This window comes from Maribacter sp. TH_r10 (genome assembly GCF_033101095.1).
Lineage (GTDB): Bacteria > Bacteroidota > Bacteroidia > Flavobacteriales > Flavobacteriaceae > Maribacter_A > Maribacter_A luteus.
Genome location: NZ_JAWMPY010000003.1, coordinates 285,034 through 298,795 on the forward strand (window position 1 = coordinate 285,034; position 13,762 = coordinate 298,795).

The window sequence follows — 13,762 nt, forward strand, 5'->3', positions numbered from 1 at the left end:
AAAATGCAATTTTGAAATACTACCATTAGGTTTTGTATTTTTGCACCTGCTTGTCAGTTCGCAAGCCTCTAATTTTAAAAAAATCAAAGACTAAAAATATGAGCAATTTTGATGTTATTGTTTTGGGAAGTGGCCCAGGAGGATATGTTACTGCGATACGTGCCTCACAACTTGGATTGAAAACAGCAGTTGTTGAAAAGGAAAAGTTAGGTGGTATTTGTCTAAATTGGGGCTGTATTCCCACAAAAGCATTGTTAAAATCGGCCCAAGTTTTTGAATACTTACAACATGCCGGAGATTATGGACTTATGGCCGAAGGCGTTGATAAGGATTTCGATGCCGTCGTCAAAAGAAGCCGGGGCGTTGCCGATGGAATGAGCAAAGGTGTTCAATTTTTGATGAAGAAAAACAAGATTGAAGTCATTAACGGATACGGAACCCTAAAACCGGGCAAAAAAGTATCTGTTAAGGATGCTGAAGGCAAAGAAACAGAATACAGTGCCGACCATATTGTCATTGCAACGGGAGCCCGCAGTAGGGAATTGCCAAGCTTACCGCAAGATGGTAAAAAAATCATTGGGTACAGAGAGGCTATGACCTTGGAAAAACAACCTAAAAAGATGATTGTCGTAGGTAGCGGCGCCATAGGTATCGAATTCGCTTATTTCTACAATGCAATGGGCACCGAAGTTACCGTAGTGGAATATTTACCTAAAATTGTACCTGTTGAAGATGAGGATGTTTCCAAACAATTGGAGCGTAGCTTCAAAAAAATAGGTGTCAAAATAAAAACCTCTGCTGAAGTTACCGGTGTTGATACTTCCGGTGAGGGAGTTAAAGCAACCGTTAAAACAGCAAAAGGCGAAGAAGTATTGGAGGCAGATATTGTTCTATCTGCCGTAGGTATAAAAACCAATATAGAGAACATTGGTCTTGAGAACGTAGGTATAGCTACCGATCGTGACAAGATCTTGGTCAACGATTATTACCAAACCAATATCCCCGGATATTACGCCATTGGTGATGTAACCCCAGGACAGGCTCTGGCACATGTTGCCTCTGCAGAAGGTATTCTATGTGTTGAGAAAATTGCAGGAATGCATGTTGAACCATTGGATTATGGTAATATACCTGGTTGTACCTATTGTACACCCGAGGTTGCTTCCGTTGGTCTTACGGAACAACAGGCAAAAGATGCAGGTTATGACATCAAAGTAGGTAAATTTCCTTTCTCAGCTAGTGGAAAAGCTAAGGCTGCCGGTAATTCAGACGGATTCGTAAAAGTGATCTTCGATGCCAAATACGGAGAATGGTTAGGTTGCCATATGATCGGTGCAGGTGTTACCGATATGATCGCCGAAGCAGTAGTGGCCCGTAAATTGGAAACCACGGGACACGAAATACTTAAGGCAGTGCACCCTCACCCAACGATGAGTGAAGCGGTTATGGAAGCTGTTGCCGATGCATATGATGAAGTAATACATCTATAAATAACAACCTTGTACTTATCCCGAATGATTTGACCACCTTCTTTTTCATTTATGATTAAAGAACAATTTGAATCATTCGGGGGAAGTCAGGTTAATTTTCCAAAAACCGTAACGGAACTATTGAACTCCCACTAAATAATGTTGAAAACCTTTAGACTTACGGCCATTCTCGAAGGCATTTCGTATTTATCCTTATTCGCTATCAGTATGCCATTGAAATACTTGGCGGGATTAGGGGAGCCCAACAAATATATTGGGTACGCCCATGGCTTCTTGTTCATTGCCTACATAGCACTTGCCGTATTATTGACCCTATCCAAAAAATGGGGCATTAAAAGATTGGCAATCCTGTTCGCAGCTTCACTCTTGCCCTTTGCAACATTTTATATAGACGAGAAGTATTTTAAAGGCCAATAGTCCTTACCTCAAAACGTTATTCTAACAAGTATTATCAAAATTCCCTATCCCAAAATCAAGAAATACCTTTGATTGGATTAATTTATGTTTTAAGATTTTCTGTAAAAACAGAGTGGATTGCCCATTAATCATAAACCCCTGGACAACCCACTCCTAATCAACAACCACAATACTATTTTTCCTTTTCAAATGGCCAAGCGGTAATTCCGCCTTCCAGTACTTTTACATTGGTATACCCATGGGCCTTTAATAAAACAGCCGCTTCATACCCCCGTAAAGAAATTTTACAATATGTAATAATTTCCTTGTTTTTGTCTTCGGGCATCTCACCGATCCTAGACCTTAAAGCGCCTAATGGAATCAATGTTTCCCCCAGTCCCAAACGGGTCTGTTCATATTCATCTGCTCCACGTACATCCAACAAGAAAACATCTTCATTGTTATTAATCTTATCCATAACCTCCAACCCGGATACACCTTTAAAGATACCTTGCATTTTATTCTGTAAAATATGGGCAGAGGCAATACTGTGATCAATGGCCAATGAAAATGGCGGCGCATAAGGAAGATCAGCATTTACCATATCCTCGACTTTCAAATTCCCTTTTATGGCAGTGGCCCAAATAGCCAATTGTTTGCTTACATCCCCTGGGCCGATACATTGGGCACCTAAAATCTTCCCCGTATCTTTTTCGGCAACAAGTTTGGTGATGAGCATCTTACCATCCATAAACCCAGGTTTGTCAGGACTGGCATTTATCACCTTAACATAATCAATACCGGCCTCTTTGGCCTTTGTTTCCGACAAACCGGTAATTCCGATACCGTAATCGAACAATTTGCATATTCCGGTCTGTATGGTACCCGGAAAAGTGGCCTTATTCCCTTTAATGACATTCTCACCAGCCACACGACCTTCAAGATTCGCCAAATCCCCATAAGGTGCAAGAACGTGCTTTCCTGTAATGATATTCTTTATTTCACAACAATCCCCCACAGCATAAATATCGGGATCGGAAGTCTGCATATACTCGTTCACGGTAATTCCCCCAAGGCTACCTATCTCAAGTAACGCTTCTTTGGCCAAGGCAACATTTGGGCGAACCCCAATGGCCACTACGGCCAATTCACATGGAATCTCTGTTCCGTTTTGAAGTTTAACACCGGTAAGTTTACCGTCTTTACCTTTAAACTCGGCCACTCCATTTTTGGTGATAACATTGGCTTTGGTTTTTAAGTAATTTTGGACCAGTTTTGCCATTTTCCAATCCAGAAATGTCAACAATTGTGGCAAAAGCTCGATCATGGTCAATTCGATTCCAGCTAAATGAAGGGCTTCCAAGGTTTCAATACCGATAAGTCCGCCACCAATAACAACGGCTTTTTTAATTTTACCATCGTCCCTGATTTGTCTTAAATAATCCGCATCCTGCATGGATTGCAGATTGGTAATACCATCTAAATCGGAGCCTGGTATTGGAGGCATGTTTGCGGTTGCCCCTGTAGAAATTATCAACTTATCATAAGGTTGAGTACCCTTTTCACCTGTTACCAGATCCGTAAATTCAACTTGTTTATTTTTCCTATCGATCTTAGTTATTTCGGTATTCACCTTTGCCACGATACCTTTCGCATTCCAATAGAATTTTGGGTCCCGAACTACTCCTGTGGGCGTACATAAAAGCTTATTGCGATCATCGAAAAAACCACCAACAAAATAAGGGAACCCGCATGATGCCATTGAGAGATCCGGACCTTTTTGAAACATGGTTATTTCGGCAAACTCATCCATACGTCGGGCTTTTGCCGCCGCTTTCGGCCCTGCTGCGGAACCTCCTATTACAATTATCTTTTTACTCATTATTTCAACCTATTATTATTTTTACTTTAATCTTAATCGGTATTCCTTATCGTGTATTTACAGCATCAATACCATACCTGTTTTTAGTTGGGAAATGGAAAACTCTTTGGAAAAGGAACATAATGCCGGGAGTTCGGTACAATGGGAAGGGAAGATCGTCTCAATATCCAACTCCTTAAAACATTGAATCGCCTTTCGGGTCTGTTCATTATCATGCTTAAGATGAAAACCTCCGATTACCGTTTTTACCTTTTTGATTCCCGTGACCTTAATGGCATAATTCACAATGTTACAAATGCCGGCATGCGAACATCCCGTTACCACATGTAAAATACCATCCTCAATAATCGCCAAAGCCGAATCATCTGGCACAAAATCCGGCTCTCCTTTCTCGTTAATATGTTGGGTGGTTTTGGCCTCAAAATCGGTTAAACGAGGTATTTCCCCAAGAAATATGATATGTTCATTGATCTTATGTGGTTTTTTTGAAGTAATGACCTTAAACCTTTTTGACACTTCTTCCTTTGAAAATCCCAATCCGATCCTGGAATGGTCCTTTTTTCGGTATCGTTTCATAAAGGAATCTGGATGGGTTATCAATGTCTTGCCACTGATGAACCGGAGTCCGTCACCATGGTCCCAGTGCCCATGACTAAGTACGATCGTATTTACAACCTCAACTATATCTATACCCAGACGTTTACCATTTTCCAAATAAACATCGCTACTCCCTGTATCGAATAAAATGGTTTCCCCTTTTACCTCGATCAGATAAGATAGTCCGTGTTCTGCGAGAAAACCAGGTCCTGCAACATTCTCTGTTAATACGGTGAGTTTCATATTTACTATAAATTATATGGTCCTTTTACGGTATCCTTCTTCAATTTCTTTATTCAGCGGTCTTTAGATAATGTAGAAAATGGTTCATTCTTTCTTGTTTGGTAGTTAAATAATCCACATTGAATTTATTTTGTCTTATTTCCAATGGAATACGTTTTTTTACCTCGATACCAGCCAATTCCATTCCCAAAATCTTATCGGGATTATTGGTCATGAGCCTTACTTTCCGGATGTGCAATGCATCTAAAATTTGGGAGGCTATATTGTAATTTCTTTCATCGGCCCGAAACCCCAAATGCAAATTGGCATCAACCGTATCATAACCTTCTTCCTGTAGTTTATAGGCTTTTATTTTATTCATTAAACCAATTCCCCTACCTTCTTGTTGCAGATAAACCAAAAGCCCCTTACCCTCTTGTTCTATTAACTCCATGGCTTTTATTAACTGTTCGCCGCAATCACATCGCAACGAACCGAACAAATCTCCTGTAGCACAGGCTGAATGTATTCGGGTAAGTACTTCATCTTCAGGGCTGAAATCGCCTTTCACCAATGCAATATGCTCCAGCTTAGTTTCATTTTCCTGAAAAGGAATGATTTCGAAATCACCATATTTGGTAGGGAGACTCACCCTTTCACCTTGTTCTATATTCTTATCAACCTTCATTCGCTAACTAATTCTTCAAACTTCGGGTATCACCTATTCAGGCGATTACCGATTATTACTTATTATTATCAGGATGATTTTTTTAAAGGACTGCAACATCCTGATCTTCTTTGACCTTATTCCACATCCGATGTATTTGACCTGATATTATGGAAGCCGGGTTGTATTCAATAATGGTTTTACCCACGGTCATTGACTTTACCATTTCAACATCGAAAGGGATTTTAGCCAACAATGCAATATTCTTTGAGATAAGATATTGTTCAATTTTTTGGGTCATGGTCATATTGATATCAAATTTGTTGATTACCGCATATGTATGAATATTGAAGATCTTAATTAAATCTACCAAACGCTGAGCATCGTTCAGTCCAGACAATGTGGGCTCAATAATCACGATTACCGCATTACTGCCAGAAATGGAAGATATTGTTGCACAACCTATTCCCGGAGGCCCATCATTTATTATATATTCCGATTGGGTATTCTGTGCAATCTCCATCGCCTTTTTTCGTATCTGACTTACAAGTTTTCCGGAATTCTCTTCCCCTGGACCCATTTCCGCATGAACAAAATCACCAAACCGGGAGGTTGACACGAACCACTTATTGTTCTTACCCTTTACCGAACTTATGGCATTTTCAGGGCAAGTACGCTCACATAACCGGCATCCTTCACAATGATAGGGATCAATAACCAGATCACCTTCCTCATTATAGTCAATAGCATCAAAATGGCAATGATCAATGCAAATGCCACAGCTTGTACATTCCAATGTATTTATCGATGCTTTGAACCCACTACTAAAAGGATGAACTTCCTGTATTTCTGGTTGAAAAATCAAATGGAGGTCGGCTGCGTCCACATCATTATCACAAAAGACAGTTTTCTCGGCAACGGAAGCTATGGCAGCTGTAATCGAAGTCTTCCCTGTTCCCCCTTTACCACTTAAAATGGTGATTTCCTTCATGGTGCATCATTTTCAAATTCAACGTATCGAGTATTTCCGTATAGCTTTGGTGTATCATTTCGGGGATTTCCCCTGTTATCTCCCCTTCCGCATAAAGACTTGCATATTCCTTGCTAAAAGGTATTTCTCCCAACAATTCAATATGTTCATTTACCAAGTATTCATAAATATCATTATCTCCCAAACCAACCTTATTGATCACCACACCGAACTCCAATCCGATTTCCCGTACCAAGGCCACCATTAATTTTAGATCGTGCAGACCGAACAATGTGGGCTCGGCCACTAAAATCAAATAATCGGAATCATGAATGGTTTCGACCACAGGACAACTGGTGCCAGGTGGGGCATCATAAATAATAATATCGTTTTGATCCGAAATCTTTTTCTTTAACTCACGAATCAACTTGGTCTGCATGGTAGAACCTATTTCCAATTTACCCTCTGCCAACCCATTGTTTTCCTTCGTTTTATAATAATGTATCGCACCTATGGGTTTATAATGCTTTATAATGGCATCATCTTCACAGGCCACGGAACAGGCCCCGCATGAATGACATAATGTAGGGTTGATTTCAGCAAACGAAACAGATGGTAAAACCACAATGGCATTGAACTCACAATACTCTACGCACTTTCTGCAAAAAGTACATTTTTCACTATCTATCTCAGGGACTTTTTGCGATACTTCCTGAACATCGATGACCTCAGCATCGCAAAAGAAGATGATGTCATTGGGTTCTTCCACATCACAATCTACCAGTTGTACCCTTGTTCCCTGACGCTCATTCAATCTTTTAAACAGATTTACCGAAACTGTCGTTTTACCGGTACCTCCTTTACCACTTGCTATGGCGATTTTATAGGACATATTGATGTTTTTTGTACAGCTTTAACCATCCTTGACCTAAAGGTTGAGGTTCGTTTCATTCGAATTCAATGGCCAGTGCAACCTTCTTCATGTTCATGATCACAATAATTGGCTGTTAAGCTCAAAGAATCGCTCATGAAACCTTGTATTAGATCAAAAGATGAAACCTGTGGGGCACCAACAAAAGCATTTACACCCCTTTGATTGAATAGGTTCAAGGCCATTTGCCCCATTCCACCTGTAATTACATCGGTAACACCTTCTTCAGAAAGCCATTTGGGCAAGACCCCAGGTTCGTGCGGTGGAGGAACAATTCTGTCTTGGGCAATTATTTGGCCATTTTCCTCTGTAAAGACCATAAAGAATCTGCAGTGCCCAAAATGGGCATCCAACATCCCTGTTTCATCAACTGGTATCGCTATTTTTTTCATTTTTTACGTATTAATCCCTGAATTGTTTTCGGGGGTTGATTTATAGATTTATTTTTTTTGTGATGGATGCACCACATTGTTCAATTTCCAATATTCTTAACTGGATTCATCCTTCGTTATCAATGGGTTTTTCGTGTTGCGAACCACATCGTCTCCCCATTCCTTTTCTTCTTCCCAGCCCCCTTCCGGAACCTCTTAAACCATTTTCGGAATTGCATTTTCCCAATCCCCTGCCCGAGCGAGGACCTTGTCCTTCTGGGCCTTTTCTATTTAATCCAGGCATGATTATTATTTTACGTTTTGAGTTTTTCAATGATTTCCTGCACGGTAACATCATTATCCTGGACAATGACCATTTGTACATTGAATTTATCCAAGAGATCTTTGGCCTTGGGACCAAAATCACCGGAAATGACCTTTTGGACGTTCATGGCAACAATTCTTTCAGCTGCCTTTGTTCCTGCACCATTATTTGCATTCGTATTTGTGTTCTTTACAAAAATCGACTCCTTCGTTTCTTCATCGAAAACACAAAACCAAGCGGCCCTACCGAAACGTTTATCAAATTGAGCTGAATTATTCTCACCTGATGATGTTATTACCGTTTTCATAATCTTTTACTAAGTGTTTAATAGTTCTATTCGTTCAGATTTGCACAAAGGACATTCATGCTCCTCTATGGTTTTGGGTATGGTAAACCTTGTTTGGCAATCTTCACACACATACCAATGCTTTTCCAATAAAGCATCTCCATAAACGGTTTTTATTTCAATGGTCTCTACGAACGCCTTTGCAATTTTTCTTCGTGCCGTTTCATATATCCTCGCAAACGTAGGTCTAGAAATACCCATTAGCTTAGATGCCTCCAAATGATTCATTAAATCATAATCCGCAAGCTTAATGGCCTCATATTCTTCATACAACAATTCTATGGAGTCAGTGGGTTCCACATTCGTTCCATAAGGTCTGTACCCTTTGAAATTTGGTGGCGCTACTACTTTGCGTAATGTTTTTGGTCTTGACATATGGTCAAATGAAATATTGATTAAATATATTGACACAACAAAAGTAATGAGAATATTCTCATAATAAAATAAAATGTAATTTATTTTTAACCCAACAGACCATAAAACTTTGTCATTTACAATTTACGATTGACCAAATGGGGGTATAAGTATTCTGGGGAATAAAATATTGGGGGTTGACCAAAATGGCTATTTGATTGAAGCCTAATAAAATTGGGGTTAGCCTTATTTACGTATAAAAGAACATGTATGCACCGGAAAAGGGCTCCACTTTGACGCAACTATTATTTACTGAACAACCTTTTGCCCCAATTACCTATTGGGCTTTTAAAATTAAGGATACAACCTACTTTTTATAAGGCTTCAATTCCTCAAAAAAGAAATCATCATTAGGTACATCAAAATCAAAACCGAGCACCTCCAAATTATTGTCGGTCCTTAATTTAATGGTTCCAAAACTGAACCAAGCTTGTGGGTGTTCCCAATGTATTTCCCACACATCATAATGCCAATGCGTGAGTGATGCGGATAACAATGGGTGGTTTTCAAAAATCAATTTAAATACTCCATTTACCTCTTGGATAGTTATCTTACCACATAGGTCAGAAGTATATTCCCCTGCCATTTTTTCAGGTATTATGGAAGGTTTGGTACCAAGAACCCTTTTCGCCTTGCGATCCGCAATACGGGTATCGGAGGCTGCATAATTATTGGTCCTTTTCAGCAAGTCGGTAGACCAATCCTTACCGTTTTCAATTCCTAAAAAGGTATCCAAGGCATAATAGGATGCCGCCATAATAGGACTTTTTACTCCGTTGGTCAACACGACCACACCCAGATTCTCATCAGGAATCAAATTGATGGCAGTGATAAATCCGTCATATCCACCGGTATGGCCAACACGCATTCTACCATGGTAATCACTGAGTCCCCAACCTAGTCCGTAAGCACTAAAATGCCTATCAAAATCATTCTGTTTCGTATGGTCTACCTTAAAATTATTATGGGGTGTCCACACCATATTCCGCGTATCCTTGGTCAAAAGGGTATCACTGTTATGAATACCATTGTTCAAATTGAAAATCATCCATTTGGAAATATCCTCAACACTTGAAACAAGTCCGCCCGTTGCACCGACATATTCCCAATCTACCCACGGGATCACATAGTTTTCATCATTCTTTCGTGCATGTGGTTGGGCATAATTGCCCATATTGTCCAAATCTTTCAATGAATAGATACTACGATCCATACCCAACGGTCCTAAAATGCGTTCTTTTACATTTTGTCCCCAACTTTTACCGGTAATGGTCTTGATGATTTCACCTGCGGTAATGTACATAAGGTTAGAATACCCATAACCCGACCTAAATTCATAAGCCTGGGGCACGTATTGAATCCTCTCTATGATTTCTTTTGCCGTAAGGTTTGATTTATACCATATATTATCCCCACTAAATGTGCCCAAACCTACTCGATGACTTAAAATATCACTAATCGTCATATGTTCGGCCACCCATTCATCATACATAGCGAAATATGGCAAATACTTTTTCACCTTATCGTTCCAATCCAATTTACCTTCCTGAACCAACATGCCCATAATGGCCGAAGTAAATGCTTTGGAATTTGAAGCGATGGCGTACAAGGTCCGGGCATTGGGCTTTCCTTTTTTCCCTTTTTCCAATACACCATAATTTCCCGTAAAAACCAGTTCACCATCCTTAACGACACCTATTGATGCACCCGGAACATCCCAATCTTTTACCATTTTAGCAAAATAGTTGTCCAACGCCTTTAGATCCACTTTCTTTTCAACTTGGGCATGAATACTTCCCGAAATGAACAGGGAAAAAACAAAGAGATATATTAACTTATTCATAGTTTAAAATTAAAGTATTGCCCAATCAAGGCAAGCAAACAGTTTACTTGATTATGTGAATATTTTAGAAAGTTTTAAAGTTAACTTATTAGAATGAAACCGGAAACAGTACAATAAAATGTATAAATAGAATTGACTTATAGCGTTTCTAATCCGCATAGTTTTTACAAATACCTAGATAATCAATTATGATGACCTGAGTAACCAAGGTTACACATAATACTTAGGCATGGAAGTACTTTTACACTTATAAAACAAATACAAATGGAAACACTAGAAGTAACATCAGTAAAAACAGAAGATTATAACATCTCTATTTCAAAAGAACTAAATGCATTTTTATCCGATGTACAAATTTACAATATGAACCTAAGGGGATTGCATTGGAACATAAAAGGAAGAAACTTCTTCTTATTGCACGAAAAGTATGAGGAATTGTACAACGAGGCCGATGAAATGGTCGATGAAATCGCGGAACGCATCTTAGCCATTGGCTCCAGTCCCTTACATACATTTGAGGACTATTTAGCCAATAAAAACCTTGAAGTTGCTAAACAGGTCTCTAAGGGTGAAGAGGGTGTTGCCCTTGTTTTAGGGAATTTAAAGCACTTATTGCGCAAAGAGCGTGAGATTTTGGAAAAAGCAGGTGAAAATTCGGATGAAGCAACTGCCAACTTGGTGAGCGATTTCATATCTAACCAAGAAAAACACATTTGGATGCTCGAGTCATTCTTAAGCTAGGAAAGCGAACATTTTTCATAAAAAAAAGCAAGAACGGAACGCTCTTGCTTTTTTTATTGTTTGCCAGTTGATCCTTGAAAAAAGGGGCTTAATTCATTCTTCCTCTTCATAAACAATTTTCACGATTATCATTCTAAGCCCCCATATTCAAAACCGTTCTTCCTTTTAATTTTCCTGCAAGCATTAGGTCTATCTTTTCATTCAATTCATTTAACGTTATTTCAGTACAGGTATCCGCCAATGTTTCGGGTTTCCAATCCTTGGCCAGTTTTTTCCATACCTGTTCCCTATAGGCCATCGGATAATCCTGTGAATCTATCCCTATTAAGGTTACCCCTCTTAAAATAAAAGGGAATACCGTCAATTCCAATTTCGGTGATGCAACATTACCACAGGAAGTTACCACTCCCATTGGTTGGGTCGCTTTGATGATATTCTCTAGAATAACCCCACCAACTGTATCTATACCACCTGCAAATAATGGCTTTAATAATGGTTTCTTATCAAAATTTTCAATTTCACTACGCAATAGTATTTCTTTTGCCCCTAATTTATAGAGGTATTCACTTTCTGTTTCCTTTCCGGTTATCGCTACCACAGTATATCCCAATTTACTTAAGATGGATACACTTAAGGCACCAACCCCACCTGTAGCCCCTGAAACAACGATTTTACCATCTTCTGGTTTAACCAATTGCGAAAGTCTTAGAATCGACATTCCGGCCGTTAATCCTGCAGTACCAATGATCATTGCTTCTTTCATATCAAGGGTTTCCGGCAATTTAACCACCCACTCTTTAGGCACTCTAATGTATTCACCAAAGCCACCATCGGTATTCATACCCAAATCATAACTGGTAACGATGACCTTATCATCCGGACTAAAAGTATCGGAATTGGAATCGACCACCACACCTACCGCATCAATACCCGGTGTATGCGGATAATTTCTCGTTACCCCTTTATTACCACTGGCCGACAAGGCATCTTTATAATTAAGGGCAGAATAATGAACTTTAACCAATACATCCCCTTCCGGTAAATCACCTATTGTTCTTGTTTTTATATCGCGCATATAAACTCCATCTTTTTCTTCAACTACAAATGCTTTGAACATAGTGTTATGTAACTTCATCTTCATTATATTTAAAAACTCTTATATTTGGCAAATATCAATATAAAAGCATTAATTATCAATAACTTACAAATTATACCCTTACGAACATTTAGTTCCGAATTAAACCTTTTCAGCACATTAGAGACTAAAAAAAAATGAAAAAAAGTTATTGTCCGATCGATACGTTTATAAATGTGGTCAAGGGAAAACGAAAAGCCACTATAATACTACACCTTTTCCAAGGCGATAAGAGGTATAATGAATTGGCTAAATTATTGCCCGATATTAGCGAACGTATGCTTACTAAACAGCTCAAGGAATTGGAAGAGGATGGCATAATAGATCGTAAAGCATATCCTGAAGTTCCACCAAGGGTAGAATATAGCCTAACCGATCTTGGGAAAGAAATACACCCTTATCTAAAGGGAATGTTCAGGGGCGGAATCCTTTTTGAAAAAAGGATAGATGAGTCTTTGTAACGGTTTTACCTGTTCTTTTTTGAACGATTCAAAATTAATGGATAATGTATATCAACGAAAACGTTGAAATAAAAACCCATAGACATATCGCCAAAAGCATGGGTTTTATTCCCGTAGACCTTAAATCTTTAATTGAAATCGTTGAGCCTACCAAAAACAAGGTCAGGACCAATAACCTTTTGGAACAAAGTACAATCATATTTGTTGCCGATGTGGGCAAAATATGGTAACTATTAATAGCTATCGCCAGTATAAATAGGATAATGAAATATGGAATTTTAATCTTCTCTCCTTTGGTCTTAAATATAAACATTGAGAAAATAGATAAAGGAACGATCCATAATGTCCTTGACAATTTTACCGTTGTGGCTATGCTTAAGGCTTCCTCACCATACTCCAATGCAGCACCAACGACCGAGCTGGTATCATGTATGGCAACGGCACACCACAATCCAAACTGTTCTTGGGTCAAATGCAGTAAATGACCGATAGAAGGAAAAACAAAAAGGGCTATCGAATTCAATAAGAAAACCACGCCCAAAGCTATACTTATCGATTTACCGTTTGCCCTTATCACAGGTGATATAGCCGCTATGGCACTACCACCACAAATAGATGTACCCGAGGTAATTAAGTGCCCCAACTTCAAATCTATCTTCAATGCTCTAGACAAAAGTAATCCTAAACTTATGGTAAGGAGAATGGAGAAAAACGTTAAGCTGAAACCCGCCTTACCAGCAGCCAACGTTTCTTTGATGAACATACCGAAACCCAGACCTACAACAGCAATTTTCAAAAAATATTGAATGGCCTTATGGCTGTATGCCTTAAACGGGTTATTGAAAACAAGCGTATATGCGAATCCGAGCAATAGAGCTGTCGGACTATTGATTACCCCAAAAACCGCAGTAATGGCGATAATAATGTAAATTATTTTTGATGTAATGTCTTTCATATCGTAAAAACCAACG

Annotated in this window: 16 protein-coding genes; 4 read left to right on the plus strand and 12 right to left on the minus strand. The window is 39.1% G+C overall.

Annotation, left to right across the window (positions count from 1 at the left end; genetic code table 11):
- The first annotated feature begins 98 nt into the window (after nt 1-98).
- Together lpdA and R3X28_RS10535 are read left to right on the plus strand one after the other, a co-directional pair.
- On the plus strand, nt 99-1,490 hold the full coding sequence (gene lpdA / locus R3X28_RS10530; protein WP_154368348.1) for a dihydrolipoyl dehydrogenase: 1,392 nt from the start codon (nt 99-101) through the stop codon (nt 1,488-1,490).
- A gap of 138 nt (nt 1,491-1,628) precedes the next feature.
- The gene (locus R3X28_RS10535; RefSeq protein ID WP_154368350.1) at nt 1,629-1,907 is read left to right on the plus strand and encodes a DUF3817 domain-containing protein; all 279 of its coding nucleotides are present in this window, start codon (nt 1,629-1,631) and stop codon (nt 1,905-1,907) included.
- A gap of 172 nt (nt 1,908-2,079) precedes the next feature.
- Here R3X28_RS10535 and R3X28_RS10540 read toward each other — a convergent pair whose 3' ends face one another.
- The 10 genes from R3X28_RS10540 to R3X28_RS10585 all read right to left on the minus strand — a co-directional run bounded on the left by R3X28_RS10540 (nt 2,080) and on the right by R3X28_RS10585 (nt 10,454).
- Entirely contained in the window at nt 2,080-3,768 is a 1,689-nt protein-coding gene (locus R3X28_RS10540) for an FAD-dependent oxidoreductase (RefSeq protein ID WP_317664218.1), read from the minus strand.
- Between the two features lie 57 nt (nt 3,769-3,825).
- Nucleotides 3,826-4,608 carry an MBL fold metallo-hydrolase gene (locus tag R3X28_RS10545; RefSeq protein WP_317664219.1) on the minus strand — a complete coding sequence of 261 codons (783 nt, stop codon included), beginning with the start codon at nt 4,606-4,608 and terminating at the stop codon, nt 3,826-3,828.
- Between the two features lie 49 nt (nt 4,609-4,657).
- Complete coding sequence (gene ribA / locus R3X28_RS10550; protein WP_317664220.1) at nt 4,658-5,275, minus strand: GTP cyclohydrolase II; 618 nt, start codon at nt 5,273-5,275, stop codon at nt 4,658-4,660.
- Between the two features lie 82 nt (nt 5,276-5,357).
- Complete coding sequence (locus R3X28_RS10555) at nt 5,358-6,245, minus strand: ATP-binding protein (RefSeq protein ID WP_317664221.1); 888 nt, start codon at nt 6,243-6,245, stop codon at nt 5,358-5,360.
- Nucleotides 6,217-7,116 carry an ATP-binding protein gene (locus tag R3X28_RS10560; protein WP_317664222.1) on the minus strand — a complete coding sequence of 300 codons (900 nt, stop codon included), beginning with the start codon at nt 7,114-7,116 and terminating at the stop codon, nt 6,217-6,219. The genes R3X28_RS10555 and R3X28_RS10560 overlap by 29 nt, the downstream gene beginning before the upstream one ends.
- Nucleotides 7,117-7,181: 65 nt before the next feature.
- Nucleotides 7,182-7,547 carry a NifB/NifX family molybdenum-iron cluster-binding protein gene (locus R3X28_RS10565; RefSeq protein ID WP_317664223.1) on the minus strand — a complete coding sequence of 122 codons (366 nt, stop codon included), beginning with the start codon at nt 7,545-7,547 and terminating at the stop codon, nt 7,182-7,184.
- 106 nt (nt 7,548-7,653) lie between these two features.
- Entirely contained in the window at nt 7,654-7,830 is a 177-nt protein-coding gene (locus R3X28_RS10570; RefSeq protein ID WP_179955137.1) for a DUF5320 domain-containing protein, read from the minus strand.
- Nucleotides 7,831-7,840: 10 nt separating this feature from the next.
- Entirely contained in the window at nt 7,841-8,158 is a 318-nt protein-coding gene (locus R3X28_RS10575) for a NifB/NifX family molybdenum-iron cluster-binding protein (protein ID WP_317664224.1), read from the minus strand.
- Nucleotides 8,159-8,167: 9 nt separating this feature from the next.
- Nucleotides 8,168-8,572: a DUF134 domain-containing protein gene (locus R3X28_RS10580; RefSeq protein WP_317664225.1), complete on the minus strand. Its 405-nt coding sequence runs from the start codon at nt 8,570-8,572 to the stop codon at nt 8,168-8,170.
- 346 nt (nt 8,573-8,918) lie between these two features.
- A complete protein-coding gene (locus R3X28_RS10585; RefSeq protein ID WP_317664226.1) occupies nt 8,919-10,454 on the minus strand; it encodes a serine hydrolase in 1,536 nt (511 codons plus the stop codon).
- A 264-nt stretch (nt 10,455-10,718) separates the two neighbouring features.
- Between R3X28_RS10585 and R3X28_RS10590 the strand changes: the two genes are divergently transcribed.
- Nucleotides 10,719-11,195: a Dps family protein gene (locus tag R3X28_RS10590; RefSeq protein WP_154368364.1), complete on the plus strand. Its 477-nt coding sequence runs from the start codon at nt 10,719-10,721 to the stop codon at nt 11,193-11,195.
- A gap of 133 nt (nt 11,196-11,328) precedes the next feature.
- Here the strand turns inward: R3X28_RS10590 and R3X28_RS10595 are convergent, their stop codons facing one another.
- Nucleotides 11,329-12,330 (minus strand): YhdH/YhfP family quinone oxidoreductase, encoded by a 1,002-nt coding sequence (locus R3X28_RS10595; RefSeq protein ID WP_317664227.1) that lies wholly within the window; start codon nt 12,328-12,330, stop codon nt 11,329-11,331.
- 137 nt (nt 12,331-12,467) lie between these two features.
- On the opposite strand from R3X28_RS10595, the gene R3X28_RS10600 reads away from it, so the two are divergent.
- The gene (locus tag R3X28_RS10600) at nt 12,468-12,791 is read left to right on the plus strand and encodes a winged helix-turn-helix transcriptional regulator (RefSeq protein WP_154368367.1); all 324 of its coding nucleotides are present in this window, start codon (nt 12,468-12,470) and stop codon (nt 12,789-12,791) included.
- 34 nt (nt 12,792-12,825) lie between these two features.
- Here R3X28_RS10600 and R3X28_RS10605 read toward each other — a convergent pair whose 3' ends face one another.
- Entirely contained in the window at nt 12,826-13,746 is a 921-nt protein-coding gene (locus R3X28_RS10605; protein ID WP_317664228.1) for a YeiH family protein, read from the minus strand.
- Between the last annotated feature and the right edge of the window lie 16 nt (nt 13,747-13,762).

Coding starts and splice junctions, on each gene's coding strand:
- R3X28_RS10545 (WP_317664219.1), bottom strand. CDS start 4,608: ATGAAACTCACCGTATTAACAGAGAATGTTGCAGGACCTGGTTTTCTC.
- R3X28_RS10605 (WP_317664228.1), bottom strand. CDS start 13,746: ATGAAAGACATTACATCAAAAATAATTTACATTATTATCGCCATTACT.
- R3X28_RS10595 (WP_317664227.1), bottom strand. CDS start 12,330: ATGAAGTTACATAACACTATGTTCAAAGCATTTGTAGTTGAAGAAAAA.
- ribA (WP_317664220.1), bottom strand. CDS start 5,275: ATGAAGGTTGATAAGAATATAGAACAAGGTGAAAGGGTGAGTCTCCCT.
- R3X28_RS10575 (WP_317664224.1), bottom strand. CDS start 8,158: ATGAAAACGGTAATAACATCATCAGGTGAGAATAATTCAGCTCAATTT.
- R3X28_RS10600 (WP_154368367.1), top strand. CDS start 12,468: ATGAAAAAAAGTTATTGTCCGATCGATACGTTTATAAATGTGGTCAAG.
- lpdA (WP_154368348.1), top strand. CDS start 99: ATGAGCAATTTTGATGTTATTGTTTTGGGAAGTGGCCCAGGAGGATAT.
- R3X28_RS10585 (WP_317664226.1), bottom strand. CDS start 10,454: ATGAATAAGTTAATATATCTCTTTGTTTTTTCCCTGTTCATTTCGGGA.
- R3X28_RS10560 (WP_317664222.1), bottom strand. CDS start 7,116: ATGTCCTATAAAATCGCCATAGCAAGTGGTAAAGGAGGTACCGGTAAA.
- R3X28_RS10535 (WP_154368350.1), top strand. CDS start 1,629: ATGTTGAAAACCTTTAGACTTACGGCCATTCTCGAAGGCATTTCGTAT.
- R3X28_RS10555 (WP_317664221.1), bottom strand. CDS start 6,245: ATGAAGGAAATCACCATTTTAAGTGGTAAAGGGGGAACAGGGAAGACT.
- R3X28_RS10540 (WP_317664218.1), bottom strand. CDS start 3,768: ATGAGTAAAAAGATAATTGTAATAGGAGGTTCCGCAGCAGGGCCGAAA.
- R3X28_RS10570 (WP_179955137.1), bottom strand. CDS start 7,830: ATGCCTGGATTAAATAGAAAAGGCCCAGAAGGACAAGGTCCTCGCTCG.
- R3X28_RS10580 (WP_317664225.1), bottom strand. CDS start 8,572: ATGTCAAGACCAAAAACATTACGCAAAGTAGTAGCGCCACCAAATTTC.
- R3X28_RS10565 (WP_317664223.1), bottom strand. CDS start 7,547: ATGAAAAAAATAGCGATACCAGTTGATGAAACAGGGATGTTGGATGCC.
- R3X28_RS10590 (WP_154368364.1), top strand. CDS start 10,719: ATGGAAACACTAGAAGTAACATCAGTAAAAACAGAAGATTATAACATC.